Consider the following 26,599-nt stretch of genomic DNA (forward strand, 5'->3'; position numbering starts at 1 on the left):
GGGCCGTGCGGATGGAAGGAGGCGGTTTACAGCCGGATGCCCCAGCCGAACGGGTCCGCCTCGTCGATCAGCAAGGTCGCTTCCGCGCTCATGTAGGCGCGGCCACGCATTGTGGGGATGACCTTGCCATCGTCCTGCAGCGTGTAGCTGGCCTCGAACTGGCTGCCGATGATGCTGGCCTGGCGCCAGAGTGCACCCGGTGCCAGCTTGCCGTCAGCCGCCAGGCAGGCCACCTTGGCGCTGGTACCCGTGCCGCAGGGCGAGCGATCATAGGCCTTGCCGGGACACAGCACATAGTTGCGACTATCGGCGGGGTCATCGGCTTGGTCATCGTCGGCAAACAGCTCGATGTGGTCAATCTCGCCGCCGTTGTCGCCCCGAATGCCCTGGTCTTTGAGGGCTTGCTGCACGGCGCAGCTGTAGGCCATCAACGCCTCCAGGTTGTCGCTGGCTACACGCTGGCCGTGGTCGGAGATCAGGAAGAACCAGTTGCCGCCCCAGGCCACATCGCCCACCACGCGGCCATGGCCGGGCACATCGATCGCCAGCTGGTGGTGCAGCCGGTAGGCGGGCACGTTGCGCACGCTGACAGAGCCATCGGTGTGCAGGGTGGTGGTGACGGTGCCCACCGGGGTTTCGATGCGGTGCTCGCCAGGGGTGATGCGGCCCAGGTAGGCGAGCGATGCGATCAGCCCGATGGTGCCGTGGCCACACATGCCCAGGTAGCCGCTGTTGTTGAAGAAGATCACGCCCGCTGCGTTGGCGGGATCTTGCGGCGCGCAGAGCAGCGCCCCCACCACCACGTCGCTGCCACGCGGCTCCAGCACGGTGGCTGCCCGCCAGGCATCGTGGCGCTCGGCCAGCAGCGCACGCCGTTCGGCCATGGTGCCGGTGCCCAGGTCCGGGAAACCGTCGATGACAAGCCGGGTCGGCTCGCCGCCCGTGTGGGAGTCGATCACGTGGATGCGTTGCATGGTGCTGTGGTGGTGGTGGTGTAGGGCGCTCAGTGTCTCAGGCGACAGACTGGTATTTTGTAGGGCGCGTGGCCAGGGCCTTGCACACCACACTCTCGACAAATGCGCGTTCGTCGCCCACCAGGGGCAGGCGGGGGCGGCGCATGTGTTCGGTGCCCACACCCACCAGCGCATCGATGAGCTTGAGGTTCTGCACCAGCTTGTTGGACACATCCAGGTGCAGCATGGGCGTCATCCACTGGTAGAGCGGCAGCGCCTCGGCAAATTTGCCAGCCTTCATCAGGTCGTACAGCGCCACGGTTTCGCGCGGGAAGGCGCAGCCCACGCCGGCCAGCAGGCCGTCGCAGCCCAGGGCCAGGCCTTCGTAAGCCAGGTCGTCCACGCCCAGGAAGAGCTGGTAGCGGTCGCCCACGGTGTTGCGCAGGTCGGTGATGCGGCGGATGTCGCCGGTGCTTTCCTTGACGGCGGCGATCCACTCGCAGTCGGCCAGCTCCACCATGTGCTCGGGTTTCAGGTCCACGCGGTAGGCCACAGGGTTGTTGTAGACCATCAGGGGGCGCTGGGCGGCGCCCGCCATGGCGCGCACATTGGCCATGGCCTCGCGGGCGTCGGCCACGTAGATCACCGAGGGCATGACCATGTAGCCGGCCACACCGAGCTTGTTACCGCCGTCGATGTAACGCAGGGCCTCGCGGGTGCTGGTTTCAGACACGTTGGCCAGCACTGGTACGCGGCCGTCAGCGGCTTCGAGGGCGATCTTGGCAACCTGGAGCTTTTCTTCCAGCGTGAGGGTGCTGGCCTCGCCGAGAGAACCGCAGGTGACCAGCCCGTGGATGCCGTTGCGGATCTGAAAGTCGATGTGGCGGGCTGTGCCCTCGGCGTCGATGGACTCGTCGGCGTGGAACTTGGTGGTGATGGCAGGGAAGATGCCTTGCCAGCGGGGTTGTGGGTTCACAGGGTGCTCCTTGGGTGCGATGGGCGATGAAGTTATTAATATATTAACAAGATATTTGAATGGCGCAAGCGGATTTTCAGCACTCCTTGGACTGGTCGCAGGCTGCATCTGTTCGGGCCTGTCTCCCTCAAGCCACGTGCCACAGACCTGCAAACCTATAATGAAAGGTTGGTCCCCATAGGGGCAGCGACAGGCAACGCGCAGGTGCGCAGCCTGCGGCCTGCCTGCTCCGTGCAACCACTCCACAACACCATGAGCACACCCACTTTTTCTGTCGCTGACATCCGCAAGTCCTTCCTGGACTTCTTCGTCTCCAAGGGCCACACCGTGGTCGCGTCCAGCCCCTTGGTGCCGGGCAACGACCCCACGCTGATGTTCACCAACTCGGGCATGGTGCAGTTCAAGGACGTGTTCCTGGGCACCGACAAGCGCTCGTACAACCGGGCGGTGTCCGTGCAGGCCTGCCTGCGTGCGGGCGGCAAGCACAACGATCTGGAGAACGTGGGCTACACCGCGCGCCACCACACCTTCTTTGAAATGCTAGGCAACTGGTCGTTTGGCGACTACTTCAAGCGCGAGTCGCTCAAGTGGGCCTGGGAGCTGCTGACCGAGGTCTACAAGCTGCCGCCAGAGCGCCTGCTGGCCACGGTCTACCAGGAAGACGACGAGGCCTACGACATCTGGACCAAGGAAATCGGCTTGCCACCCGAGCGCGTGATCCGCATCGGCGACAACAAGGGCGGCCGCTACAAGTCCGACAACTTCTGGATGATGGCCGACACCGGCCCCTGCGGCCCGTGCAGCGAAATCTTCTATGACCATGGCCCGCACATTGCGGGTGGCCCTCCCGGCAGCCCCGATGAAGACGGCGACCGTTTCATCGAGATCTGGAACAACGTGTTCATGCAGTTCAACATGGACGAGACGGGTGCCGTGACCCCGCTGCCCGCACCCTGCGTGGACACCGGCATGGGCCTGGAGCGCCTGGCCGCCATCCTGCAGCACGTGCACAGCAATTACGAGATCGACCTGTTCGACCAGCTCATCAAGGCCGCTGGCCGTGAGACCGGCGTGACGGACCTCAACAACAAGAGCCTGCGCGTGATTGCTGACCACATCCGCGCGACCGCCTTCCTGGTGAGCGACGGCGTGATCCCCAGCAACGAAGGCCGCGGCTACGTACAGCGCCGCATCGTGCGCCGCGCCATCCGCCACGGCTACAAGCTGGGCAAGAAGACGCCGTTTTTCCACAAGCTGGTGGCCGACTTGGTGCGCTTGATGGGAGACGCCTATCCTTCCATCCGCGAGCAGGAGCAGCGCATCACCGAGGTGCTCAAGGTGGAAGAAGAGCGCTTCTTTGAAACGCTGGCCAACGGCATGGAAATTCTGGACGCTACCCTGGACGGCGGCGCCAAGGTGCTGCCGGGCGACGTGGCGTTCAAGCTGCACGACACCTACGGCTTCCCGCTCGACCTGACCAACGACGTGTGCCGGGAGCGCGACGTCGAAGTGGACGAAGCAGGCTTCAAGACCGCCATGGAAAAGCAGAAGGCCCAGGCCCGCGCGGCCGGCAAGTTCAAGATGGACAAGGCGCTGGAGTACAGCGGTGCGGCCAACCAGTTCACGGGCTATGAGAATCTTGCGGAGACTGCAAAAATAGTAGCAATCTACGTAGACGGGACAAGCGCTGCAGCCCTGAAAAGTGGTCAAAACGGCGTGGTGGTGCTCGACACGACCCCGTTCTATGCCGAAAGCGGCGGCCAGGTGGGTGACGAGGGCGTCATCACCAGCGGATCGGCCAGGTTTGCCGTGGGCGACACGCTCAAGATCAAGGCCGATGTGTTTGGCCACCACGGCACGCTCGAAGAGGGCACGCTGAATGTGGGAGACACGGTGCAGGCCCAGGTGAACACCGCCGTGCGCGCCGCCACGGTGCGCAACCACTCGGTCACGCACATCATGCACAAGGCCTTGCGCGAAGTACTGGGCAGCCACGTGCAGCAAAAGGGCAGCCTGGTCAATGCCGACCGCACACGTTTTGACTTCACGCACAACGGCGCTGTGACCGCTGCAGAGATCCGCGAGATCGAGCGCCGCGTCAACGAAGAAATCCTGTCCAACCAGCCCACCCAGGCCCGGGTGATGGACATCGAATCGGCCCAGAAGACCGGCGCCATGATGCTGTTTGGCGAGAAATACGGCGAAACCGTGCGCGTGCTCGACATCGGCACCAGCCGTGAACTGTGCGGCGGCACGCACGTGCAGCGCACGGGCGACATCGGCCTGTTCAAGGTGGTGGGTGAGGGCGGCGTGGCTGCTGGCATCCGCCGCATTGAGGCCGTGACCGGCGCCAACGCACTGGCGTACTTGCAGAACCTGGAAGACACCGTGAACCAGGCCGCCAGCACCCTCAAGGCGCCGGTTGCCGAACTCAATGGCCGCATCAGCCAGGCGCTGGACAACGCCCGCGCGCTCGAAAAGGAAGTGGCTGCCTTGAAGGGTAAGCTGGCCTCCAGCCAGGGCGACGAGTTGGTGAACCAGGCTGTGGATGTGAAGGGCCTCAAAGTGCTGGCTGCGGCGCTGCCGGGTGCCGACGCCAAGACCCTGCGCGACACCATGGACAAGCTCAAGGACAAGCTCAAGACCGCTGCCATCGTGCTGGCCGCTGTGGATGGCGACAAGGTGCAGATCGCTGCAGGCGTGACGGCCGACAGCGTGGGCAAGGTCAAGGCCGGCGAGCTGGTCAACTTTGTGGCCCAGCAAGTGGGTGGCAAAGGCGGCGGCAAGCCCGACATGGCCATGGCCGGCGGCACCGATGCCTCCAAGCTGCCAGCGGCGCTGGCTTCGGTGACAGGCTGGGTCGCGCAGCAACTGGGCTGATGTACCGGTCACCATAGCGGCACCAGCCGCTGTGGTGTGGCAGCCATTTCTGCCAAAAATAGGGTGACGGAAAACCGGCTTTCCCCCTACATTCAAGCGCATGGACCCCCTGCGCGAAAGTCCGCAAGAGCCGGTGCCCGCCCACGGCACCCGTTCCGGTTCGCCTGATTCGGGAGGGGCCGAACTGCCCTGGTGGCGGCGCATCACCGTCCCGTTTGAGGTGGTGATCGCCTCGGTCGTGGTATCTGCCATGCTGCTGCTCACGGTGCTCTTGGTCTACCAGGTAGGCACCAGCGCGCGGCAGGCCATCATCGCGGCGTCGGACGACAGTGCGCAGCACATCAGCCTGTTGATCAGCGAGCGGGTGCACCATATCGTCGACCCGGCAGATGCCACGCTGCGGCTGCTCGCGTTTGATCCCATTGCTTCGGCCACCACCCTCCAGGCGCGGCTGCGCCGCCTGCCGGTGTTTGTGCGCCTGCTGGAGCAGAACGCTTTGCTGTCGGCGGTCTTCATCGGGTATTCCGACGGGCAGTTTTTGCTCATGCGTCCGCTGCGCAACGCTGCGCTGCGGGCACGGCTTCAGGCGCCTGCGGAGGCTGCATTCCTGGTGCAGTCGATGGCGCGGGAGCGCAGCGCGGCGGGTCTGATGGGCCTGGTGGGGCGCTGGAACTATTACGACGCACAGCTGCGTCTCATCGATTCCTCCGTGCGCCCCGGCTACCGCTATGACCCCCGGTCCCGCCCGTGGTATGCCGAGGCGGCTGAAAAGAACACGCAGGTCCTCACTGCCCCCTATGTGTTTTTCACCACGCAGGAGGTCGGCGTTACGCTGAGCCAGCCCAGCGAAGACGGCCGTGCTGTGATCGGCCTGGATGTTGCGCTCACCGACCTGGGCCGCGAGATCGGCGAGCTGCGGCTGATGCCGCGCACCGAGATCGCTGTGGTGGACCAGGACCAGCGCGTGCTGGCCTACCCGGACATGTCCCGCGTGCTGGTGCGTGAGGACGGCGACCAGCCCAGCCTCAAGCTGCGCACACTCGACGGCCTGGGGGTGCCAAGCCTTCAGGCCCTGCACAGTTTGGACATGAAAGAGGGGCCTTCGCGTCGCTTTGTGGCAGGTGGCGAGGAGTGGCTGGCCAATGTCATGTCACTCAAGTCGCAGCGCTGGGAGGGGCTGCACATCCTGATGGCCATTCCAACCCGGGAGCTGCTGGCGGATGTGAACGAAAACCTGCAGCGCCAGGTATGGCTGTCCCTGGGGCTCATCGCGCTGATGCTGCCTTTTGGGTGGCTGGCCGGGAGGCGTGTGGGGCGCAGCCTGTCGGGGCTGGCCACGCAGGCGCAGGCCTTGGCACGGTTTGATTTCCGGCGGCCGACACAACACCATATGTCGCGCGTGCGCGAGGTGCGCGCACTGGGTCAGGTGATGGACCGCATGTCCGACACCATCCAGGAGTTCCTGCACATCACGCACCACATCAGCGCCGAGTCGCGCCTGGACCTCATGCTGTCGAGCGTGCTCTACGAGCTGGTGCGCGCCACCAGCTGCACCGGCGGTGCGGTGTACCTGGTAGAGGCTCAGCGCGCGGGCCTGCTGCGCACGGCAAGGTATTGCGAAGATCCTGAGCACCAGTCGCTCTACCCGGAGCACCTGCCCATGGTGTTTTTCATCAACCCTGCCGAACCGCAGGACGGCGACCAGCACCCTGATGACGACCAGGCCACGCCCCAGCGCGTGCTGCGCGTGCAGCTACGCACGCGCGACGGCCAACCGCTGGGCCTGCTGGTGCTGCGCTACCGTGCGGACCAGCAGCAGGACGATGTCCACTTCCGGGCGTTTGTCGAGAAACTCTCGGGCACGTTGTCGGTCGCCATCGAGACGCGCAGTTTGATCGAAGGGCAAAAGAAGCTGTTCGATGCCGTCATCCGCCTGCTGGCCGACGCGATCGACGCCAAGAGCCCTTACACCGGCGGCCATTGCGAGCGGGTGCCCCAGTTGGCGGAATCCCTGATGCAGCGCCTGTGCGAGGTTGAGGAAGGTCCATTTGCCCACGTCGCCATGACGGATGCCGAGCGCTACGAATTCCGCCTGGGCGCGTGGCTGCACGACTGTGGCAAGGTCACCAGCCCCGAGCACATCATCGACAAGGCGACCAAGCTGGAGGCGCTCTACAACCGCATCCATGAGGTGCGCATGCGCTTTGAGGTGCTGTGGCGCGACGCGGAACTGGACTACTGGAAGCAGCACGTGTCCGGCGTGGACCCGGTGCGGCTGCAGCGCGAGCTTTTGCAGCGGCGCGACCGCCTGCAGGAAGAATTTGCCTTTGTGGCCCGCCGCAATGTGGGCGGTGAGTTCATGGCCGATGCCGACATCAAGCGGCTAGCCACCATCGGGCGCCAGGTGTGGCAGCGGCATTTTGATGACCGGCTGGGCTTGTCAGCAGCCGAATTGGGGCGGCTGGCGAATGTGCCGACGCGCCCCTTGCCCGCCAATGAGCCCCTGCTGTCAGACCGGCCTGAACACATCGTGCCCTGGGGTGCCCGCAAACCGCCGGTGGAGGTTGGCAACCCGGCCAACCTGTGGAGCTTTGACATGGTGCTGCCACCGCAACAAGCCCACCTCGGCGAGCTGCACAATCTGTCGATCCAGCGCGGCACGCTCACTGCAGAAGACCGTTTCAAGATCAACGATCACATCGTGCAGACCATCGTCATGCTCAGCGGCCTGCCGTTCCCGCCGCATCTGGCGCGCGTACCGTCGATTGCGGGCTCGCACCATGAAAAACTGGACGGTACGGGCTACCCCCGGCGCCTGAAGGCTTCAGAGCTGACGCTGGCAGACAGGGTGATGACACTGGCCGATATCTTCGAGGCCTTGACGGCGGCAGACCGGCCCTACAAGCCGCCCAAGACTTTGTCGGAATCGCTCAAGATCATGGGCCACATGGTGCGCGAACGCCATATCGATGCCGAGGTGTTCCGCTTCTTCCTGCGCAGCGGGGTCTGGCGTGAGTATGCGGAGCAGTTCTTGCCTGCTGCGCAGCGGGACGCAGTGAATGTGGAGGCGATCCTGGAGTCGTTGAGCCAATGAGCCAATGCGCTGAAGGCGGGCATTGGTGCCCTTTCGCTCCGCCTGGGTAGCTTCAGAACAGCTCGACGTCGTCGTTGGCCACCTTGGCGGCCAGCTGGCCGCTGGCCACCAGGTCGTCATAAAAGCAGACCTGGTTGCGGCCGTGCTCTTTGGCGTAATACAGTGCCTGGTCGGCCTGCCCCAGGATCTCCACGGGCGAACCCTGCATGGTGCTCACAAAACCCAGGCTCACCGTGACCTGGCCCACCTGCGGGAAGTTGTATTCCTGCACCGCAAGCCGGAAGCGGTTGAACACCTTGTGGGCGGTGCTCAGCGTGGTGGAGCGCAGCAGCACCACGAATTCTTCGCCGCCAAATCGGAAGATGCGGTCATGGCTGCGAAACGAGCTGCGCAGGATGTTGGCAATCAGGATCAGCACTTCGTCGCCATACAGGTGGCCAAAGCGGTCGTTGACCTGCTTGAAGTGATCGATATCCACCACCGCCAGCCATTGCTGAACGGGTTCGCCGGGCTGTGAGCCTTCTTCGGGGGGGAGAGATTCGGTAACAGTGCCCGGGCGGCCACTGGAAAGGCCATTGAGCGCGTGGCGCGAGAACTGCTCGTCGAAGGTCTTGCGGTTGAACAGGCCGGTGAGGGCGTCGCGTTCGCTGTAGTCCAGCAGGCTCTGGTAGTTCTGGTAGACCTGGAACACGCCCTTGAGCACTTCCAGCTTGTGCGCCGAGAACGCGCGCGACTGCGTGATCTCCAGACAGGTGGTGACCTTGTCATGCATCCACACCGGCAGCCAGAGCACATGGCGCCCCCTTCGGGGCGATGCGAGGGCGCTGTCCCCCTGGCTGGCTACGCAATCGCGAAGTGCGGGGTATTTTTCCAGCGTTTCGCGGCGAGGGTCTGCGGCGGCTTCGGAATCGGTCGAGACGAGCTGTCCGTCCTCAACCCAGGAACGGGGGCGTACATGGGCCACGCCGTCAACGGTGAAAAGCTCCAGCGCGCGGACTTCAACGATGCCACTGAGCGTTTGCAGCGTGGACAGCACCGACACCTCCAACCGCAAGTGGTCGCGGTGGCCAGTCATTTCCACCAGGTTCTGGAGAATGGGCTTCATTGGGATGTACGGTGGAGCACTAGGCACAGCTTGTCAATGTCGTCGCACGAACACAACATCCCACACGCCATGCCCCAGCCGCAGGCCCCGGTTCTCGAACTTGGTCAGGGGCCGGTAGTCGGGCTGCGGGGCAAAGTCCGTGGCGGTGTTCTGCAACAGGGGTTCGGCGCTCAGCACCTGCAGCATCTGCTCGGCATAGGGCTGCCAGTCGGTCGCGCAGTGCAGGTAGCCACCGGGCTTGAGGCGGGCCGCCAGCTTGGCCACCAGAGGGCCCTGAATCAGGCGGCGCTTGTTGTGTTTGGTCTTGTGCCAGGGGTCGGGAAAGAAGATGTGCACACCGTCCAGGCTGCCCTCGGGCAGCATGTGGTCGATGACCTCCACGGCGTCGTGCTGCAGGATGCGGATGTTGGTCAGCTCCTGTTCGCCAATGCGCTTGAGCAGTGCGCCCACACCCGGCTCATGCACCTCGCAGCACAGGAAGTTGTCATCGGGGCGCACGCGGGCGATGTGGGCCGTGGCCTCGCCCATGCCAAAGCCAATTTCGAGAATCAGCGGTGCCGTGCGGCCAAAGGCCGAAGCGGCGTCGAGCGGCGCCGGGGCATACGGCAGGACAAAGCGGGGGCCGAAGTCTTCAAAGGCCTTGGCCTGGCCCGTGGTGGTGCGGCCGGCACGGCGCACAAAGCTTTTGATGGTCTTGGGGTGGGTCACACCAGCGGGAACCCCGCCAGATGTCGTCGTGGGGGCTGCAGCGGGCGCAGCGGTGGGGGCGGAAGCGGTAGGGGTCAGTTCGGTCACGGTGCGCCATTGTAGTTTCGTCGCCACGCGGCGACCCACAGGGTCAGTGCGTCAGAGATGCCAGGGCTGTGCGGGGCAGGCAGCGATGGCAGGCCCAGCACCCGCGCGGCATCGTTCAGAGCCTGCAGCGGGTGGGACAGGTCCAGCGCGCGGGCGCCGTTCTGCTTGGAGAGTTTTTCGCCGTTGTCGCCACACACCAGCGGGGTGTGCAGGTAGCGGGGCGTGGGCACGCCCAGGGCCTGCTGCAGCAGGATCTGGCGCGGGGTGTTGTCGGCCAGGTCTTCGCCGCGCACCACATCGGTGACGCCCTGGTCGGCGTCGTCCACCACCACGGCGAGCTGGTAGGCCCAGAGCCCATCGGCCCGGCGCAGGATGAAATCACCCACCGCTTGTTCCACGTCCTGCTGCTGCAGACCCAGGCGGCGGTCGTCCCACTGCAGGAGATGGTTTGCTATGAATTTTGCAGCTACTGGCGCTTTGCCATCAAGCGCCAGGGCCTGTTTTTGTTTGAAATTTGTGACATTGAACCGCCATGCGCGCCCGGCGCGGCCCTGCAGCCCGTGGCGACAGGTGCCTGGGTAAGGCAGCGCGGCATGGCGCTCACGCGTGTGGCCCTGGGCGGCATGGGCGTCTTCGATGTCCTTGCGCGAGCAGGCGCAGGGGTAGGCGTGGCCTTGGGCTACCAATTGGTCCAGCGCCCGCTGGTAGAGCGGGCTGCGGGTGGACTGCCATTGGGGGGGAGCGTCGGGCACCATGCCGCAGCTGGCCAGCTGTTGCAGGATGAGCCGGTCCGCCCCCGGCACGCAGCGGGGTGTGTCCACATCTTCAATGCGAACAAGCCACTGGCCCCGGTGCGCCCGCGCGTCCAGCCAGCTGGCGAGGGCCGCTACCAGGGAGCCCGCATGCAGCGGCCCCGTGGGCGAAGGGGCAAACCGGCCCACGTAGCGCCGTGCAGCGCCCACCTCGGCCGTCATGCCACGGCAAGTGCCAGTTCCAGTCCCGACACGAAGGCGTCTTCAACCCGGTGCCCCAGGCACCAGTCACCGCATGCACCCAGGCCCATGGATTTGTCCCACAGGTGGCTCTTGCCCAGCGGGTGGGTGGTCTGGGCATAGCGCCAGCGGCGTGTGTCCGCATGGGCGGGGGCGGCACGAATGCCCGTGACTTCGGCAAAGGCCTTGATGAGCTTGGCCTGCACGCGGGCTTCGTCGTCTTCGAGGTGTTCGGCAGACCAAGCGGGGCTGGCCTGCACCGTCCAGCGTTCGACCACATTGCGGCCGGGCTTGGACGACTCGCGCGCCAGCCAGGCAATGCGGTGGTGTGTGCTGCGTGCCGCATTCCACTGCGGGCCCAGCGTGGTCAGGCCGGGGCGCACGGCCTGCGGGTAGGCCAGCATCAGTGTCCAGCAGGGGGCAATGGCCACCTTGGACAGGGCGTCGGTCAGCGGGGTGTCCACCGCCGAGCTGGCCAGCAGGGCCTGGGCGGGCACCGAAGGCTGGGCCAGCAGCACAGCGTCGAACCCGGCATAGACGTGCTGGCTGCCCGCAGGCCCTTCGGTGCGCAGTTGCCAGCCAGGGGCGTTCAACGAATCGGGCTCGATGGAGGTGACGCGGGTGTGGGTGATGAGCTGGCCGGCCTTGAGCAGCGGCTCGGCCCAGGCGCCCACCAGGGACTGCATGCCTGGGCTGGCCACCCAGTGTGCTTCGCGGTGGGGCAGGCCCGCAGCGGCCACACGGCCTGCGGCGTCCAGCACCTGCACCGAATTGGCGCTCCAGCGCTTGCAGATGCCGGGCACGGTGTCGATGGCGCGGGCAAAGCGCGGGTCGCGCACGGTGAAGTACTGGGCGCCCGCATCAAAGTTGCCAAAAGGGGTGTCGATGGTGGCAGTGCGGCCGCCCGCCTGGGAGGATTTCTCGAACACCGTCACGCGGTGCCCGGCCTGCACCAGGGTGCGTGCGCAGGCAATACCAGCCATGCCAGCGCCGATGATGGCGAAGTGGCGCTGGGGTTTGCCAGAGAAAGTGGTGGAAGCTGCGGGGGCTGCAACGGGGGGGGTTGCCAGTGCAGTGTTGCGTCGGAGCCGTTTGGCGGGAAGAGGATCGGGTTTGCTCATGGGAGGCCTTTCGGTGACGGTCGGCAAGCGAGATGCAATACAAAACCAACAGGAACCACTCTACACGCGGTATCACCCTGTCGGGACTTGATCGGGATCAGAAATGATGGTGGTTTTCCAGCAGAGCGCGGCGTGTGGTGGGGCTTTGCAGCTGGTTCAGCCACCATTGCAGCGCGCGGCCTGGTGCGGTGAAGCCCGGGCCGCCCCAGGCGTAGTGCACACGCACGTTGCGTTCCGGGCGGGCCACGCGGCGCTCGACCAGGCGGCCGGCCTCCAGGTAGGGGCGCACCATGGGTTCGGGCAGAAAACCGCCGCCCAGGCCACGCAGCTGCACGCGCACCTTGGCCTGCATGGTGTCCACCGTCAGCACGTCCTGCCCACCGAGCAGGCCCATGGTGGCGCCGCCACGTGTGGCCGAATCAGCCACGGCCACGGCCCGGTGTTCCAGCAAGGTGGCGTCTGAGATCGGTTCGGCAGCCGCCGCAAGCGGGTGGTGGGGCGCTACTACGTAGATGAACAAGACATCGCCCAGCGTGCCCTGCTGCAGGCCCGCCACGTTGTTGCCCGCCACGGATACGCCGATGGCCAGGTCTGCCCGGCCGGAGGTCAGCGCCTCCAGCGTGCCGGTCATGATGCCGTCGCGCAACTTCAGCCGCGTCGGGGGTTTCATGGCGTAAAACGCATCCACCAGCTCCAGCATGGTGTGGGGCGAAATGATGCCGTCGATGGACAGCGTGAGCTGCGGCTCCCAGCCCGTGGCCACGCGGCGAACGCGGTGGGCCACGGCGTCAATGTCCTGCAACAGGCGCGCGCCTTCGCGCAACAGCTCCACTCCGGCCTCCGTGGGGCGAGCCTGGCGTGCGCTGCGGTCGAACAACAGCACATCCAGTGCGTCTTCAATCTGCCGCACGCGGTAGGTGAGGGCGCTGGGCACCAGGCCCAATTGCCGGGCGGCGGCAGCAAAGCTGCCCGCCTCGGCAATCACCTGCAGCATGGTCAGCGCATCGGGGGTCAGGACATCGCGTGCGTTTTGCATGGTGGTGCCATGTTAATTCAGATTATTTGAACATTGCCATCAATTCATCTGCCCCTGCAGGGCGCACTGCAGTCCTACAGTCGAGTCTTGAAAGGAGCACTCACATGCTGACTGTTCGTAAATCGCAAGACCGGGGCCACGCCGACCATGGCTGGCTCAATTCCTTCCACAGCTTCTCGTTTGCCGGGTACTACGACCCTGCCCACATGGGCTTTGGCAACCTGCGGGTCATCAACGAAGACCGCATCGCACCGGGCACGGGGTTTGGCACCCATGGCCACCGCGACATGGAAATCATCAGCTATGTGCTGTCGGGCGAACTGGCCCACAAGGACAGCATGGGCAACATCAAGGGCATCCCGCCCGGCGACGTGCAGCGCATGAGTGCAGGCACCGGTGTGCAGCACAGCGAGTTCAATCACGCAGCGGGCCAGACCACGCACTTCCTGCAGATCTGGATCGAGCCCAATGTGCGTGGCATCTCGCCGAGCTACGAGCAAAAGACTTTTGCCGAGGCTGAAAAGCGCGGCGCCCTGCGCTTGGTGGCATCGCCCGACGGCGCCCAGGGCTCGGTCAAGATCCATGCCGATGCGGCCCTGTACGCAGGCTTGCTGGATGGCGCTGAATCCGCCACGCTGGCGCTGAACCCCGCCCGCAAGACCTATGTGCACCTGGTGCGCGGTGCACTCAGCGCCAATGGGCAAGCCCTGTCGGGCGGCGATGCGCTGCTGATGGAAAAGGAAACCACCTTGTCGTTGACCGATGGCCACGACGCCGAGGTGCTGGTGTTTGATCTGGCCGCCTGACATTCGACGTTCATTCTTCAACCCACTTTCACCCGGAGTTCTTCACCATGTTCACATCCCTGCAAAACCCCCTGGCTCTCGCATCGCGCCTGTTGCTGGCCGCCCTGTTTCTGCCTGCGGGCATCAGCAAGCTCACCGGCTTTGCTGGCACTGTCGGTTACATCACGTCGGTAGGCCTGCCCATGCCCACCGTGGCCGCCGCCGTGGCCGCTGCGGTCGAGGTGCTGGGCAGCCTGGCGCTGATCTTCGGCTTTGGCACGCGTCTGGCAGCGCTCGCGCTGGCATTCTTCACGCTGGTGGCCAGCTTCTTCTTTCATGCGTTCTGGGACCTGCCCGCTGACAAGCAGATGATGCAGCAGCTCATGTTCTTCAAGAACGTGGGCGTGACCGGCGGCCTGCTGGCACTGGCAGCGTTTGGCGCAGGCGGCTGGAGTCTGGATGCGCGCCAGTCGGGCCGCTGAGCGATCCCCTCAAAAGGCCTGCTGACCGCAGGGCTGTGGTTTCAAGCATTCAATCCGTTCTTCCGCCGTTCTCGTTTTCCTTGTCCCCCTCGTTTCAACAGGAGTTTTCTCATGGCACACATCGCAGTTGTTTACCACTCGGGTTACGGTCACACACAGCGCCTGGCGCAGGCCGTGGCAGAGGGCGCTGGCGCCCAGTTGATCGCCATCGATGCCGAGGGCAACCTGCCCGAAGGCGGCTGGGAAACGCTGGCCGCTGCCAGCGCCATCATCTTTGGCTCGCCCACTTACATGGCCGGCCCCAGCTGGCAGTTCAAGAAGTTTGCCGACGCCTCGTCCAAGCCCTGGTTCAGCCAGGCCTGGAAGGACAAGCTGTTCGCAGGCTTTACCAACAGCGCCAGCACCAATGGCGACAAGCAGATCACGCTGGACTACATGTTCCACCTGGCCATGCAGCACGGCGGTCTGTGGGTGGGCAACGGCATGATGCCCGCCAACTCCAAGGCCGCCACGCGCAACGATGTGAACTGGATCGGCTCCTTCAGTGGCGCCATGGCGCAGTCGCCATCGGACGCCTCGGCCGCCGAGATGTTCCCTGGCGACCTGGAAACCGGCAAGCAGTTTGGCCAGCGTGTGGCAGAGATGGCTGCCAAGCTGGGCAGCTGAACCGCTGAAGCTGGTAGGCTGGCGGCGTTGTTGTCCAGCCCTCAAGGAGCCACCCGATGAATCACCTTTTTGACCTTGTCTCTGTCGTCGATGCGATGGGGGTACTGTCATGAACGCTTCCCTGCGTCTGTCGGGCCAAGCCAAGGACCTGGGTGGTGGCTTCACGGTACGGCGCCTGCTGCCCGCCGTGCAGCGCCAGGCGGTGGGGCCCTTCCTGTTTTTTGACCACTTCGGTCCGGTGACGGTGGAGCCCGATGCGGGCCACGATGTGCGGCCTCACCCCCACATCGGCCTGGCCACCGTGACCTACCTGTTCTCTGGCGCCATCATGCACCGCGACAGCCTGGGCTATGTGCAGCAGATTGAGCCCGGTGCCATCAACTGGATGACGGCGGGGCGCGGCATCGTGCATTCCGAGCGCCGCCCGGAGAGTCTCGCAAACCAGGCCTACGTGAACCATGGCATTCAGCTGTGGGCTGCTTTGCCGGTGACCCATGAAGAGGCAGAGCCTTCGTTTGTGCACACGCCTGCCGCTGCCATTCCGCAAGTGCTGGTGGGAGATGCCACGGTGCGGGTGCTGATTGGAGAAGCCTTCGGGCAGACCTCTCCAGTTGCCACTTATTCGCCCACGCTGTACCTGGATGTCCAGTTGCCCGCCGGTGCCACGTTGGAGATTCCGGCGCTGGTGCCCGAGATGGCGGTCTATACCGTGGATGCTCCGGTCCAGCTCAACGGAGACACCGTGGCTGCGCAGATTCTGGCAGTGGCGGAGCCCGGGCAGGCCACACACCTTGCTGCAGGTGATACCCCGGTGCGGTTGATGGTGATCGGTGGCGACGCGCTGGATGCGCCGCGCCACATGTGGTGGAACTTTGTCTCCAGCCGCAAGGACCGCATCGTGCAGGCTGCCGCTGACTGGGATGCCCAGGCCATGGGGCAGGTGCCGGGGGAGGTGGAGTGGATTCCGCTGCCAGAGCGCCGCTTCAAGGCCTGACTTGGCCAAATTGTTGGCTTTGAATGCCTGAAATTTCAAGCAAAATTGGCATCTAGCGCTTGATGGATGAGCGCTATAAGCTCACTTATTGATAGCGTTTTCGCTGTCGGTGGGTAAGGGGTCGGTAGACAGGTCTGCCGCCAGCACCCTGCGTTCATCGAACACAAAACAGCCGCCGTGGTAGTGCGCGCCATCGGTCAGTTCAAAGTATTTGAGGATGCCGCCTTCGAGCTGGTAGACATGCGAGAGGCCTTCTTCGCGCATCAGGATCGCGGCCTTCTCGCACCGGATGCCTCCGGTGCAGAAGCTCACCACGGTCTTGTCCTGCAGCTCGGTCTTGTGCGCGCGCAGGGCTGGCGGGAATTCGGTGAACTTGTCGATGCGCCAGTCGATGGCGTTGTCGAAGGTGCCAGCGTCCACCTCGAAGGCGTTGCGGGTGTCCAGCGTGACCACTTCGCGCCCCTCATCGTCATGGCCCTGCGCCAGCCAGCGTCGCAGGGTGGCCGGGTCCACCGAGGGCGCGCGGCCCTGGGCGGGGCGGATGGTGGGGTGGTCCATACGGATGATCTCGCGCTTGACCTTGACCAGCATCTTGCGAAACGGCACCGTGGCCGACCAGCTTTCCTTGGGCTCCAGATCGGCAAAACGGGCATCGGTGCGCAGCGCATCGACAAACCCGCGCACGGCCTCGGCCGCGCCCGCCAGAAAGAAGTTGATGCCTTCCTCGGCCAGAAGGATGGTGCCCTTGAGTCCCGCCGCCGTGGCGCGCGCATGCAGCAGCTCGCGAAGGGCCGCCGCATCGGGCAAAGGCACGAACTTGTAGCAGGAGATGTTCAGGACGGTGTCGATGGGGTTCACGGCAAATCAAATGAGCGCAGCGAGGGGCGCGCTTTCACTTCGGTCAAGGCAACTCGCTGAGGCCAGCGGGGGCACCGCGCTGCTGCCGGGCTGTGGCGCCTGCGAGCGTCTCAGGCGGCCGGGGTCAGCAGCGTGGTTTCGATCTTGTTGGCCAATTGGGCAATCGCCAGGGCCGCAGGGCAGCCCGGGGTTTGCAGCAGCAACAACTGGCGGCGCATGACCGCGTCGCGTACCGAGGGATCGGCCGGGATGTCGCCCATGTGGATCAAGCGCATCGGGCGACCGGATTCAGTGGTGACAAAGCGGTCCAGCACCTGCTGCAGCTGGCTGGTGATGGCGCGGCCGTCGCCTGGACGCGCGGCCTGGTTGATGACCATGCGCACATGCTGGCGCTTTTGCTGCATGGCCAGCACCTTGATGGCGGCGTAGGCGTCGGTCAGCGAGGTGGGTTCGGGCGTGGCCACGATGAGCACCTCGGACGCCAGCGAAATGGAAAACAGCACCACGTCGGAAATGCCGGCGCCGGTGTCCAGCAGCACCACGTCGTACTGGGGCGTGAGCGCCTGGATCACGCTCAGGAATTGATTGCGCACCTCGGGCGTGAGGCGCGAATACTCGACCATGCCCGAGCCTGCCAGCAGCACGTTGAAGCCACCCGGGGCCTGGATCACGGCCTCTTCGAGCGTGGCCTTGCCGGTGAAGACGTCGTGCAGGGTGATTTTGGGGTGCAGGTTTAGCACCACGTCCAGGTTGGCCAGGCCCAGGTCGGCGTCGAGCACCAGCACGCGCTGGCCACGGCGGGTGAGGGCCGCAGCCAGGTTGGCCGACACAAAGGTCTTGCCAACCCCGCCTTTGCCGCTGGTGATGGCAATGATGCGGGCACCCGTTGCAGAGTGCGAGGGTGAGGCGGCGCCAGCAGGAGCCGCTGGCGATGTGGGTGCGGGAGGGGACAGCGCGTCGCTCATCTTCTAACTTTCAGTAGGCGCTGCCTGTTGGGTTGGGGTCCACCGGAGGCAGGTCGCCCCAACCCGAGGGGGTGTAGAGCGGGCCAAACAACAGGCTTTTCTCTTCGGCACTGACAGTGCTGTCGGGTTGCTCCTCAATGCTGATGCGGTTGCGGCCTGCCGCCTTGGCCTGGTAGAGCTGGTGGTCGGCACGGTCGGTCCACAGCAAGGTGGTGGAGCGGATCCACTGCAGGGCAAAGGCGCCGCCAATGCTCACCGTGACGTGGAGTTCCACCGAGCCCGAGACCTTGATGGGCGTGTTGGCAACGGCACGCCGGATACGTTCGGCCACCACGCTGCCAAAGCCGGCCTGGCATGCGGGGAGCACCACGGCGAATTCCTCGCCACCGTAGCGCGCCAGCGTGTCCATGGGGCGCACGCAGGCGCTGAGCGTGCGCGCCACCGACTGCAGCACGATGTCGCCAGCCAGATGGCCATGCGTGTCGTTGACTTTCTTGAAATGGTCAATGTCGAGCATCAGCAGCAATGCTGCCTCTCCCGAGCGGGTGACGCGATCGATTTCGCGTTCCAGCACGGCGCGGAAGTGCCGGCGGTTGGCCAGACCGGTGAGCGGGTCTTTGAGGGAGAGTTCACACAGTCCGTCGATCAGGCCCTGCAGGTAGCGCGAGGGCACCTCGCGGTGCAACGCTGCTTCGCTGCCGCCAGCCTGAGCCACCAGCGCGTGGGCAGTATCCAGGCGAAGGTCGCGCAGATCTACCAGATGAGAGGCCGCAGAGTCAGACACAAATGGAGCAAAAAGAGTTTGTGCAGTGTACCAGTGCGCCAGCGGGAAGACCCCCCGCCTCAGGTCTAGGTGAAACCCGCAGCGGTACTGGGAAAAGGGGGGTGAAAGGCTCCAGCGTCACACCCGTTCCACCGGCTGCGGAAGCTGCTGCAGCGCTACCAGTGCTTCGGCGTCGGTGCGGTACATCGCGAGGCCCGTTCCGGGCTCCAGCAAACCGGCCTGGCGCAGAACCTGCTCTACGGGAAGCTTGAGGCCGCTGAGGTGCAATGTGCCCCCCCGTGATTGCAGCAGGGCCAGCAGCTGCGCGAAGGTCTCTACGCCCGTCACGTCGATCCGGTTGATGGGCTGGGCCATCAGGCACAGGTGCACTACATCGGGATGGGTGGCCAGGTGCTCGGTAACGCGCCGCTCCAGGGCGCTGGCCGAGGCAAAGTCCAGCTCGGCATCCATGCGCAGCGCCAGCAGCCGGGGAGCCAGAGCGGGCAGGTGCCACAGGTGCCGGTCGCGCAGGCTGCCATCCGGGTGCAGGCCCACTTCAATGATGCGGGGGTGCAGCCGCTGGTACAGAAAGTGGCTCAGGTTCATCAGCAAACCCACCAGCACGCCCCAGTACATGCGCGGGGCCGTGGCCAGCGTCAGTGCGAAGGTGATGCCGCCGATCACGGCCTCTACCCTTGACACCCGCCACAGGCGCAGCAGCATGCCGGGCTTGATGAGGCTGGTCACGGCGGTTACCACCACGGCAGCCAGCACCGACTGCGGCACGTGGTAAAGCGCCGGAGTGAGCCACAGCAGCACCACGACTACCAGGGCAATGGCAAACAGCGTGGCCCAGCCGCTTTTGGCGCCCGCATACAGGTTGATGGCCGAGCGCGAGAACGAGGCACTGGTCGCAAAGCTGCCAAACAGTCCGCTGCTGATTTTGGCCAGGCCCTGGCCGATGAGGTCCTGGTTCTCATTCCAGCGCTCACCGGACCGCTGGCTTTCTACCTTGGCGCTGGACGCTGTCTCCAGAAAACTCACCAGCGTGACGACCAGCACCGGCATTACCAGGGCAGAAAAGCTGGACCATGGCAGCGCACCGGGCCAGTACGGGGCCGGCAGGCCCGAGGGCAACGCGCCCACCACGGCTCCGCCAGCGTCTGCATAGTCCAGGGCCCAGCTCAGGGCGCCGGCCGCGCCCACCACCACAATGGCTGCAGGAAAGTTCGGCCGCCAGCGGCGGGCCAGTATCAGCAGCGCCAGACTGCCCAGGCCAAACGCCGCCGCCGTGAGGTCAAACAGCCCGGTCGAAGGCGTTGACAGCAGCGCCCCCCAGTCTGACCGCAACCCGGTGAGTGCGGCCAGCTGCGAGCCCAAAATCAGTAACGCCGCAGCCTGGGTAAACCCGCTCAATACGGGGGACGTCACAAGATTGAGCAGCCAGCCAAACCGCGCCATCCCCATGACCAGCTGCAGCAGGCCCGACAGCAAAGCGATCCACGCTGCCATGGCCACCCATTGCGCGCTGCCCGGCTCGGCCAGGCCTGTGAGTGACGCGCCGATCAGCAGGCTGGTAAGCGCTGTCGGCCCCACGCCGAGCCGCGTCGATGCGCTGAACAACACCGCCACCAGTGCAGGAATCAGCGAGGCATAGATACCCGTCACCAGCGGCATGCCAGCCAGCGCTGCGTAGGCGACCCCCTGCGGCACCAGCATCAGGCCCACCGTCATGCCCGCCCAGAACTCGCCTTTGATCAGGGCGCGGTCTGGCCGGGGCCAGGACAAAAAGGGGAACCAACGGGTGAGTGACGCAGCGGAAAAAGCCATGGGTACATTGTCGCGCCTTGGCAGCGGGGGAAGTTGTGCGCAATTGGCGGCATCGTCCTACAGGTGCCTAGGCTGCATCCGACCTAGTGCGCACCTGCCTGCGTTTACAGTCTCGCCATGTTTCAACCGCAAGGAGTTTCCGCATGAACAATCTGAAGATTTCCCAGCGTCCTGCACACCGTATTGCAACCATCCTGGCCGTGAGCGCCCTGGCTTTGGGCCTGTCTGCCTGCGGCAAGAAGGAAGAGCCGACTGTGGGCCAGCGCCTGGATTCCGCCGTCGAAAAGACCGAGCAGGCCGCCGCCGAAGCCCGCGCCAAGGCCGAAAGCGCCATGGAGAACGCTCAGACGAAGGTGGAGCAGGGTGCTGCGAGTGCAGAATCTTCGGCCAAGGATGCCGCCAACAAGGGCATGGTTTTTCTGAGTGACGCAGAAATCACCGCACAGATCAGCGCCAGCCTTGCCAAGGACCCCGACCTGAGCGCAGTGAAGATTGATGTGGACACGGTCAATGGACGCGTGACGCTCAAGGGCCCATCACCCTCTGCGGCGGCTCGCGAACGCGCCGTAGGCATTGCCAAGGCCGTGAGCGGCGTTACTTCTGTCAACAATCAGCTGGTGCTCAGCGCGAGCTAAAGCGCGCGGGCTGGCATCAGCCCCGGCGCCGCAAACAGCGCTTCACACCACGCGCCGCCCGGGTTCACGCCCTGGCGGCGCGCTACCATGGTCGGCATGAAAGAGCACGACACCGACCTCGCCACCCGCATCGTCCACCATGACTACGTTCCTCCTGCTGGTTTCGTAGCGCCCCAGCCGGGGGTGTACAAGGCCTCCACCGTCATCTTTCCCAACGTCGCGGCCATGCGCTCGCGCGAATGGAAGGACAAAAGCGGCTACACCTATGGGCTGCACGGCACGCCCACCACCTTCATCCTGGAAGAGCGCCTGTGTGCGCTGGAGGGTGGCCTGCAGTGCGTGCTGGTGCCCAGCGGCTTGGCTGCCATTGCCAACGTAGCCTTGGCCCTGCTTCAGCCCGGCGACGAAGTGCTGATCCCGGACAACGCATACGGCCCTGGCAAAGACCTTGCCAATGGTGAACTGGCGCGTTTTGGCATCACCCATGGGTTTTACGATCCGCTCGACCCAGCCGATCTGGCCGCCCGCATCACCCCTGCAACCCGGCTGGTGTGGCTGGAGGCTCCGGGCTCGGTCAGCATGGAGTTTCCGGACCTGTGCGAGCAGGTGCGCATCTGCCGCGCACACAGCGTGACCACCGCGCTGGACAACACCTGGGGCGCGGGTCTCGCGTTTGCTCCGTTTGACCTGACCGGCGACGGCAGCCTGGGCGTGGATATTTCGGCCCACGCGCTCACCAAGTACCCCAGTGGCGGTGGTGATGTGCTGATGGGCAGCGTCATGACGCGGGACCCGGGCCTGCACATGAAGATCAAGCTCACCCACATGCGGCTGGGCTTGGGGGTGGGGGCCAACGACGCAGAGGCTGTGCTGCGCGCACTGCCCAGCATCGGCCTGCGCTACCGCGCCCATGACGAAGCGGCCCGCACTCTGGCGCGATGGCTGCAGCAGCAGCCCGCCATCGTGCAGGTGTTGCACCCCGCGCTGGAAGGCGCGCCCGGCCACGCACACTGGAAGGCACTGTGTGGCGCACGGCAGGGCGGGGCGGGGCAGGCAGCGGGCCTGTTCAGCGTGATGATTGATGCCCGCTACACCCAGCAGCAGGTGGATGCGTTCTGCGACGGCCTGCGGCTGTTCAAGCTGGGCTACAGCTGGGGCGGCCCCATGAGCCTGGTGGTGCCCTACAACATCGCCAGCATGCGCAGCCGCCCGCCCGCGCACTTGAAGCCGGGCACGCTGGTGCGGTTTTCGATCGGGCTGGAGGCGGTGGAAGACCTGCGGCGCGATCTGCAGCAGGCCCTGGAGCACGCCTTCCCGGCAGGCTGAGGCCTGTCTTTTTTGCGCGGGGTGGTAGTTTCCTCAGTGGCGCACCGCCGAGGGCTGGCTTAGTGTGAGTGTTCGCGGGTGTCCCGCTGCCACTTCCACGAACTGCCCGAATGACCGCCACCCCATCGGATTCCTCCAACCCCCTCCCTGCGTCTGCCGATCCGGCCCAGCAACCGGCGCCAGACACCTCGGTGGCCCAGCCCGTGAGCCTGCAGCGCCTGGGGTTGGCGGACCCGTTCCGTTGGCTGGCCAAGGGCTTGCAGGATGTGCGCGCGGCTCCCGGCATTGCCCTGTTTTATGGCGTTTGCTTCTGGTGCATGGCGCTGGTGCTGGGCTGGGTGTTCCGCACCCGGCCTGAATACACCATGTCCCTGGCGAGTGGCTGCCTGCTGGTAGGTCCCTTCTTGGCGATGGGGCTGTACGACACCAGCCGTCGGCGCGAGGCGGGACTCAAGCCCGAGCTGAGCGAATCGCTCACCTGCTGGGACAGCCACATGGGCAGCATGGGCATGCTGGTGCTGGTGCTTGTGGTGCTGGAGCTGCTGTGGGGGCGTGCATCGTTGGTGGTGTTTGCCGTGTTCTTCAACACCGGCATGCCGTCCACCACGGGCGTGCTGCAGGCGGTCTTCAGCCCGCAGAACTGGAGCTTTGTGGCGGTGTACCTGGTGGTGGGCGGCGTATTTGCAGCGCTGGTGTTCTCCACCTCCGTGGTGTCCATTCCCATGATTCTGGACCGAGACACCGATGCGCTTACGGCCGGTATCACCAGCATGCGCGTGGTGCTGGAGAACCCCCTGGTCATGCTGCTCTGGGGCGCACTCATCACCACCATTGTGGTGTTTTCCCTCTGGTTCTGGGGCATCGGGCTGCTGGTGGCCGGGCCGGTTCTGGGCTTTGCAAGCTGGCATGCGTACCGCGCATCGGTCATCCCGCTCCAACGCACCCCAGCGGGGGCTTGAAAAACCCATGCTGTTACAGTGAGTCTCAACTTCAGGAAGCAATTACCTTGGCAACACCCAACTACGGATACGAAAAACGCCAGCGCGAACTCGCCAAAAAGAAAAAAAAGGAAGAGAAGCTGAGGTCCAAAACACAGCGCAGGCCGGACGATCCGCAAGGCGACGACCAGCCCGCTGACGGCCAGCCCAACGGCGATGCTGCGGCCCCGGACCAGCCCACAGGCGCTCCCGGCGCCTGAGCCCTCAGCGCAAGAGTTTTTTCAGTTCCGGCCACACATTGGCCAGCATCTGCGGATGCGCCTCGGCGCGCGGGTGGATGCGGTCAGGCTGGAACAGGCGGGTCGGATCGGGCCCGTCGGCCACCCCCTTCAGGAAGAAGGGCACCACGGCCACCTTCTGGGCCTTGGCCACTGTGGTGAACAGGCCCGCGAACTTGTTGGCGTAGTCGGTGCCATAGTTGGGTGGCACCTGCATGCCCACCAGCAGCACCTTGGCCCCGGCCTTTTGCGCCGTCTGCGTCATAACCGTCAGATTCTCTTCCGTGTTCTTGAGCGGCAATCCCCGCAGGGCATCGTTGCCGCCCAGTTCAATCACCACATGGCTGGGCTTGTGCTGCGCCAGCAGCGCCGCCAGACGCGAACGGCCGCCCGAAGTAGTCTCCCCACTCACGCTGGCGTTGACCACCGTAGCGGCCAGCTTTTCCTGGGTCAGTTGTTTTTCGAGCAGCGCCACCCAGCCCGTGCCGCGTGCCAGGCCATATTCGGCGCTCAGAGAGTCTCCCAGCACCAGGATCACGGGCTGGCGAATCGGCGCGGCCGCTGTCTTGGACGTTGCCTGGGCCATGGCGCAGGGCGCCGAAAGCCCCACCAGAAGCCCGATAGAGGCGCGCAGGATAAAGTGGCGCCGTTGCTGATATCGAATCAAAGTAAAGAGCCTTTCATGTCCGAATCCTCTCCATTGCCCAAGACAGCTGCTGCCACACCCATCATTGCCGTGGAGCATGTCTTCAAATCGGTCACGGATTCCACCGGAACCCTCGACATTCTGCGGGATATCGATTTCCGCCTGGCCGCCAGGGAAACCGCCGCCATCGTGGGCGCGTCGGGCTCGGGCAAGAGCACCTTGCTGTCCATCATCGCGGGGCTGGACACCCCCAGCCGTGGCACGGTGCGGCTCGATGGCCACGACCTCTTTGCCATCGACGAGGATGAGCGCGCTGCGCTGCGGGCCCAGAAGGTGGGTTTTGTGTTCCAGAGCTTTCAGCTCATGGGCAACCTCACCGCGCTGGAGAACGTGATGCTGCCGCTGGAGTTGGCCAACCGCCCTGAAGTTCGCAAAAATGCCCGCAAGGTCGCCGCCGACATGCTGGCCCGCGTGGGGCTGGGCCAGCGCCTCTCTCACTACCCCAAGGTGCTCTCGGGTGGCGAACAGCAGCGCGTGGCGCTGGCGCGGGCGTTTGTGGTGCAACCTGCCGTGCTGCTGGCCGATGAGCCTACGGGCAGCCTCGACTTTGCCACCGGCGAAACCATCATGAAGCTCATGTTCGACCTGAACCGCGAGCAGGGCACCACGCTGGTGTTGGTCACCCATGACCGCGCCATCGCTGAGCAGTGCGAGCGGCGTATCACCATCGAAGCCGGGCGGGTCGTGTAAGCGCTATTTGCCGCGCTGAGAGGGAGGCGGAAACCAGGTTTTTGAGTGTTTTTGGCCTCTAGCGCTTATTCATAAAGCGGTAGCAGCTATCAAATTGATAGTTTTCCAAAGCCGGTGCCCTGCGCCAGCGGATAATCACCCCATGTCCAGCCCCAAAGTTCTCTTCGGCTTTCACGCCGTGGGCGTGCGTCTGAAGACCGCGCCGAAATCCATCATCGAGATTTACTACGAGGCCACGCGGCGCGATGCCCGCATGCGCCAGTTTCTCGACCGCGCCCGCGAGGCCGGTGCCCGCCTCATCGAAGCCGACAGCGTGCGCATCGCCAAGCTGGCCGGCAGCCATGGCCACCAGGGCGTGGCTGCGCGCGTAGAGCCCGTGAAGGTTGCCACCTCGTTGGATGAACTGCTGGAAGACCTGGAAGCCGCCGGCATTGAGCAGCCCCTGCTGCTCGTGCTGGACGGCGTGACCGACCCGCACAACCTGGGCGCCTGCCTGCGCGTGGCCGATGGTGCGGGCGCGCATGCCGTCATCGCCCCCAAGGACCACGCCGTGGGCATCAACGCCACCGTGGCCAAGGTGGCCAGCGGCGCGGCCGAAACCATGCCGTACTTCATGGTGACCAACCTCGCGCGCACCTTGAATGAGCTCAAGGAGCGCAACATCTGGTGCATCGGTACCAGCGACGACGCGCCCAAGACCATTTACCAGGTCGACCTGAAAGGCCCCGTGGCCCTGGTGCTGGGCGCCGAAGGCGACGGCATGCGCCAGCTCACGCGCAAGACCTGCGACGAGCTGGTCAGCATCCCGATGAAGGGCGCTGTGGAGAGCCTGAACGTATCGGTGGCCAGCGGCGTGTGCCTGTACGAGGCGCTGCGCCAGCGGTCTTGATGCAGCCCTGTAGGTGATGGAAGGTGCTTCGCTGGACACCGTAAAAGCATGGGTGCAGCAGGCGCGCCACATCGCCGTGCTGACCGGTGCAGGCATCAGCGCCGAATCCGGTGTACCCACCTTCCGCGATGCCCAGACAGGTTATTGGGCGCAGTTCCGGCCTGAGGACATGGCCACCGAAGCCGGGTTTCGTGCCCACCCGCAGCGCGTGTGGGACTGGTACCAGTACCGGCGTGACCTGCTCACCGGCGTGGCGCCCAACGCGGGGCATCAGGCGCTGGCAGCGTTTGCGCAGCAATACCCGGATCGGCTCACGCTCATCACCCAGAACGTGGACGGTCTGCACCAGCGCGCGGGCAGCGTCGGCGTGTTGTACCTGCATGGGGACATCTTTGAAAACCGCTGGCTCGATGCGCCGCGCAACTGCTGCCACATCGATCACGCCGTGGCGGGCCATCCCCCGTACTGCGACCGCTGCGGCAACCTGCTGCGGCCCGGTGTGGTCTGGTTTGGCGAAGCCCTGCCTTTTGCCACCCTGGAGGCCGCCCAGCACGCAGCCCACACATGCGATCTGATGTTGGTCGTCGGCACGGCCGGGGCGGTGTACCCGGCGGCCGGTCTTGCGCACCAGGCGCGCGCTGCGGGTGCGCGGGTGGTGGTGGTCAATCCCGCACCGAGCGAGCTGGATGGCACCGCGCATGGCGTACTGCGCGGCACGGCCGCCGAAGTTTTGCCGCAGCTGCTTGGCGCGGGCTAGCAATACCACGCCAGAACCCGTGGGCGATCTCGTCGGTGGCCAAGGTGCAACGGGGCGGCCGGGCTGTCGCAAAGCCGACACGTTA

At 65.1% G+C, this 26,599-nt stretch carries 25 protein-coding genes; 13 read left to right on the top strand and 12 right to left on the bottom strand.

Annotated features, from left to right (window positions below; translation table 11 throughout):
* Positions 1-26: 26 nt before the first annotated feature.
* Together C8C94_RS05365 and C8C94_RS05370 are read right to left on the bottom strand one after the other, a co-directional pair.
* Entirely contained in the window at positions 27-974 is a 948-nt protein-coding gene (locus C8C94_RS05365; protein ID WP_121419991.1) for a 4-hydroxyproline epimerase, read from the bottom strand.
* Positions 975-1,011: 37 nt separating this feature from the next.
* Complete coding sequence (locus C8C94_RS05370) at positions 1,012-1,929, bottom strand: dihydrodipicolinate synthase family protein (protein WP_121419992.1); 918 nt, start codon at positions 1,927-1,929, stop codon at positions 1,012-1,014.
* 252 nt (positions 1,930-2,181) lie between these two features.
* On the opposite strand from C8C94_RS05370, the gene alaS reads away from it, so the two are divergent.
* Complete coding sequence (gene alaS / locus C8C94_RS05375; protein WP_121422717.1) at positions 2,182-4,809, top strand: alanine--tRNA ligase; 2,628 nt, start codon at positions 2,182-2,184, stop codon at positions 4,807-4,809.
* A 100-nt stretch (positions 4,810-4,909) separates the two neighbouring features.
* Complete coding sequence (locus C8C94_RS05380; RefSeq protein ID WP_121419993.1) at positions 4,910-7,903, top strand: HD domain-containing phosphohydrolase; 2,994 nt, start codon at positions 4,910-4,912, stop codon at positions 7,901-7,903.
* Positions 7,904-7,955: 52 nt separating this feature from the next.
* Here the strand turns inward: C8C94_RS05380 and C8C94_RS05385 are convergent, their stop codons facing one another.
* From C8C94_RS05385 to C8C94_RS05405, 5 genes are all read right to left on the bottom strand, one after another.
* The gene (locus C8C94_RS05385) at positions 7,956-9,008 is read right to left on the bottom strand and encodes a GGDEF domain-containing protein (protein ID WP_055398103.1); all 1,053 of its coding nucleotides are present in this window, start codon (positions 9,006-9,008) and stop codon (positions 7,956-7,958) included.
* A gap of 33 nt (positions 9,009-9,041) precedes the next feature.
* Positions 9,042-9,803, bottom strand: coding sequence for a tRNA (guanosine(46)-N7)-methyltransferase TrmB (trmB, locus tag C8C94_RS05390; protein ID WP_121419994.1), 762 nt, complete (start codon positions 9,801-9,803; stop codon positions 9,042-9,044).
* Positions 9,800-10,777: a tRNA glutamyl-Q(34) synthetase GluQRS gene (gluQRS, locus tag C8C94_RS05395; protein WP_121419995.1), complete on the bottom strand. Its 978-nt coding sequence runs from the start codon at positions 10,775-10,777 to the stop codon at positions 9,800-9,802. Before gluQRS ends, trmB begins: the two co-directional genes overlap by 4 nt.
* Positions 10,774-11,916: an NAD(P)/FAD-dependent oxidoreductase gene (locus C8C94_RS05400; RefSeq protein WP_121419996.1), complete on the bottom strand. Its 1,143-nt coding sequence runs from the start codon at positions 11,914-11,916 to the stop codon at positions 10,774-10,776. Before C8C94_RS05400 ends, gluQRS begins: the two co-directional genes overlap by 4 nt.
* Positions 11,917-12,013: 97 nt before the next feature.
* Positions 12,014-12,952 carry a LysR substrate-binding domain-containing protein gene (locus tag C8C94_RS05405; protein WP_055398106.1) on the bottom strand — a complete coding sequence of 313 codons (939 nt, stop codon included), beginning with the start codon at positions 12,950-12,952 and terminating at the stop codon, positions 12,014-12,016.
* A gap of 104 nt (positions 12,953-13,056) precedes the next feature.
* Here C8C94_RS05405 and C8C94_RS05410 point away from each other — a divergent pair, with 104 nt between their 5' ends.
* The 4 genes from C8C94_RS05410 to C8C94_RS05425 all read left to right on the top strand — a co-directional run bounded on the left by C8C94_RS05410 (position 13,057) and on the right by C8C94_RS05425 (position 15,879).
* Complete coding sequence (locus C8C94_RS05410; RefSeq protein ID WP_121419997.1) at positions 13,057-13,758, top strand: pirin family protein; 702 nt, start codon at positions 13,057-13,059, stop codon at positions 13,756-13,758.
* Positions 13,759-13,805: 47 nt separating this feature from the next.
* Positions 13,806-14,219, top strand: coding sequence for a DoxX family protein (locus tag C8C94_RS05415; RefSeq protein ID WP_055398108.1), 414 nt, complete (start codon positions 13,806-13,808; stop codon positions 14,217-14,219).
* Between the two features lie 111 nt (positions 14,220-14,330).
* A complete protein-coding gene (locus C8C94_RS05420; protein WP_055398109.1) occupies positions 14,331-14,885 on the top strand; it encodes a flavodoxin family protein in 555 nt (184 codons plus the stop codon).
* 109 nt (positions 14,886-14,994) lie between these two features.
* Positions 14,995-15,879 carry a pirin family protein gene (locus C8C94_RS05425; protein ID WP_121419998.1) on the top strand — a complete coding sequence of 295 codons (885 nt, stop codon included), beginning with the start codon at positions 14,995-14,997 and terminating at the stop codon, positions 15,877-15,879.
* An 81-nt stretch (positions 15,880-15,960) separates the two neighbouring features.
* On the opposite strand, the gene C8C94_RS05430 is transcribed toward C8C94_RS05425, so the two are convergent.
* The 4 genes from C8C94_RS05430 to C8C94_RS05445 form a co-directional block, all read right to left on the bottom strand.
* Positions 15,961-16,728, bottom strand: coding sequence for a sulfurtransferase (locus C8C94_RS05430; RefSeq protein ID WP_121422718.1), 768 nt, complete (start codon positions 16,726-16,728; stop codon positions 15,961-15,963).
* Positions 16,729-16,847: 119 nt separating this feature from the next.
* A complete protein-coding gene (locus C8C94_RS05435) occupies positions 16,848-17,702 on the bottom strand; it encodes a MinD/ParA family protein (protein ID WP_121419999.1) in 855 nt (284 codons plus the stop codon).
* Between the two features lie 10 nt (positions 17,703-17,712).
* A complete protein-coding gene (locus C8C94_RS05440) occupies positions 17,713-18,486 on the bottom strand; it encodes a GGDEF domain-containing protein (RefSeq protein WP_121420000.1) in 774 nt (257 codons plus the stop codon).
* A gap of 117 nt (positions 18,487-18,603) precedes the next feature.
* Positions 18,604-20,295, bottom strand: a complete 1,692-nt coding sequence (locus C8C94_RS05445; RefSeq protein WP_121420001.1) for a SulP family inorganic anion transporter — start codon at positions 20,293-20,295, stop codon at positions 18,604-18,606.
* Positions 20,296-20,438: 143 nt separating this feature from the next.
* On the opposite strand from C8C94_RS05445, the gene C8C94_RS05450 reads away from it, so the two are divergent.
* From C8C94_RS05450 to C8C94_RS05465, 4 genes are all read left to right on the top strand, one after another.
* Positions 20,439-20,930, top strand: a complete 492-nt coding sequence (locus tag C8C94_RS05450; protein ID WP_121420002.1) for a BON domain-containing protein — start codon at positions 20,439-20,441, stop codon at positions 20,928-20,930.
* Between the two features lie 87 nt (positions 20,931-21,017).
* The gene (locus tag C8C94_RS05455) at positions 21,018-22,256 is read left to right on the top strand and encodes a PLP-dependent transferase (protein WP_121420003.1); all 1,239 of its coding nucleotides are present in this window, start codon (positions 21,018-21,020) and stop codon (positions 22,254-22,256) included.
* Between the two features lie 110 nt (positions 22,257-22,366).
* A complete protein-coding gene (locus C8C94_RS05460; protein WP_233573404.1) occupies positions 22,367-23,215 on the top strand; it encodes a DUF2189 domain-containing protein in 849 nt (282 codons plus the stop codon).
* A gap of 47 nt (positions 23,216-23,262) precedes the next feature.
* Positions 23,263-23,454 (top strand): hypothetical protein, encoded by a 192-nt coding sequence (locus C8C94_RS05465; RefSeq protein WP_055398117.1) that lies wholly within the window; start codon positions 23,263-23,265, stop codon positions 23,452-23,454.
* Between the two features lie 4 nt (positions 23,455-23,458).
* Here the strand turns inward: C8C94_RS05465 and C8C94_RS05470 are convergent, their stop codons facing one another.
* Complete coding sequence (locus tag C8C94_RS05470; RefSeq protein ID WP_121420004.1) at positions 23,459-24,139, bottom strand: arylesterase; 681 nt, start codon at positions 24,137-24,139, stop codon at positions 23,459-23,461.
* A 15-nt stretch (positions 24,140-24,154) separates the two neighbouring features.
* Between C8C94_RS05470 and C8C94_RS05475 the strand changes: the two genes are divergently transcribed.
* From C8C94_RS05475 to C8C94_RS05485, 3 genes are all read left to right on the top strand, one after another.
* Positions 24,155-24,868, top strand: a complete 714-nt coding sequence (locus C8C94_RS05475) for an ABC transporter ATP-binding protein (protein ID WP_055398119.1) — start codon at positions 24,155-24,157, stop codon at positions 24,866-24,868.
* Between the two features lie 142 nt (positions 24,869-25,010).
* The gene (gene rlmB, locus C8C94_RS05480; RefSeq protein WP_055398120.1) at positions 25,011-25,757 is read left to right on the top strand and encodes a 23S rRNA (guanosine(2251)-2'-O)-methyltransferase RlmB; all 747 of its coding nucleotides are present in this window, start codon (positions 25,011-25,013) and stop codon (positions 25,755-25,757) included.
* A 16-nt stretch (positions 25,758-25,773) separates the two neighbouring features.
* The gene (locus C8C94_RS05485; protein ID WP_121420005.1) at positions 25,774-26,514 is read left to right on the top strand and encodes an NAD-dependent deacylase; all 741 of its coding nucleotides are present in this window, start codon (positions 25,774-25,776) and stop codon (positions 26,512-26,514) included.
* The last annotated feature ends 85 nt before the right edge of the window (positions 26,515-26,599 follow it).

The organism is Acidovorax sp. 94, from assembly GCF_003634645.1.
Taxonomy (GTDB): Bacteria; Pseudomonadota; Gammaproteobacteria; order Burkholderiales; family Burkholderiaceae_C; genus Acidovorax; species Acidovorax facilis.

Excerpts from the sequence above, each read along its gene's own strand:
- C8C94_RS05410 (WP_121419997.1), top strand. The coding sequence starts at position 13,057 with ATGCTGACTGTTCGTAAATCGCAAGACCGGGGCCACGCCGACCATGGC.
- C8C94_RS05445 (WP_121420001.1), bottom strand. The coding sequence starts at position 20,295 with ATGGCTTTTTCCGCTGCGTCACTCACCCGTTGGTTCCCCTTTTTGTCC.
- C8C94_RS05415 (WP_055398108.1), top strand. The coding sequence starts at position 13,806 with ATGTTCACATCCCTGCAAAACCCCCTGGCTCTCGCATCGCGCCTGTTG.
- C8C94_RS05380 (WP_121419993.1), top strand. The coding sequence starts at position 4,910 with ATGGACCCCCTGCGCGAAAGTCCGCAAGAGCCGGTGCCCGCCCACGGC.
- C8C94_RS05420 (WP_055398109.1), top strand. The coding sequence starts at position 14,331 with ATGGCACACATCGCAGTTGTTTACCACTCGGGTTACGGTCACACACAG.
- C8C94_RS05405 (WP_055398106.1), bottom strand. The coding sequence starts at position 12,952 with ATGCAAAACGCACGCGATGTCCTGACCCCCGATGCGCTGACCATGCTG.
- alaS (WP_121422717.1), top strand. The coding sequence starts at position 2,182 with ATGAGCACACCCACTTTTTCTGTCGCTGACATCCGCAAGTCCTTCCTG.
- gluQRS (WP_121419995.1), bottom strand. The coding sequence starts at position 10,777 with ATGACGGCCGAGGTGGGCGCTGCACGGCGCTACGTGGGCCGGTTTGCC.
- C8C94_RS05365 (WP_121419991.1), bottom strand. The coding sequence starts at position 974 with ATGCAACGCATCCACGTGATCGACTCCCACACGGGCGGCGAGCCGACC.
- C8C94_RS05485 (WP_121420005.1), top strand. The coding sequence starts at position 25,774 with ATGGAAGGTGCTTCGCTGGACACCGTAAAAGCATGGGTGCAGCAGGCG.
- C8C94_RS05385 (WP_055398103.1), bottom strand. The coding sequence starts at position 9,008 with ATGAAGCCCATTCTCCAGAACCTGGTGGAAATGACTGGCCACCGCGAC.
- C8C94_RS05460 (WP_233573404.1), top strand. The coding sequence starts at position 22,367 with ATGACCGCCACCCCATCGGATTCCTCCAACCCCCTCCCTGCGTCTGCC.
- C8C94_RS05475 (WP_055398119.1), top strand. The coding sequence starts at position 24,155 with ATGTCCGAATCCTCTCCATTGCCCAAGACAGCTGCTGCCACACCCATC.
- C8C94_RS05450 (WP_121420002.1), top strand. The coding sequence starts at position 20,439 with ATGAACAATCTGAAGATTTCCCAGCGTCCTGCACACCGTATTGCAACC.
- C8C94_RS05425 (WP_121419998.1), top strand. The coding sequence starts at position 14,995 with ATGAACGCTTCCCTGCGTCTGTCGGGCCAAGCCAAGGACCTGGGTGGT.
- rlmB (WP_055398120.1), top strand. The coding sequence starts at position 25,011 with ATGTCCAGCCCCAAAGTTCTCTTCGGCTTTCACGCCGTGGGCGTGCGT.
- C8C94_RS05400 (WP_121419996.1), bottom strand. The coding sequence starts at position 11,916 with ATGAGCAAACCCGATCCTCTTCCCGCCAAACGGCTCCGACGCAACACT.
- C8C94_RS05435 (WP_121419999.1), bottom strand. The coding sequence starts at position 17,702 with ATGAGCGACGCGCTGTCCCCTCCCGCACCCACATCGCCAGCGGCTCCT.
- C8C94_RS05455 (WP_121420003.1), top strand. The coding sequence starts at position 21,018 with ATGGTCGGCATGAAAGAGCACGACACCGACCTCGCCACCCGCATCGTC.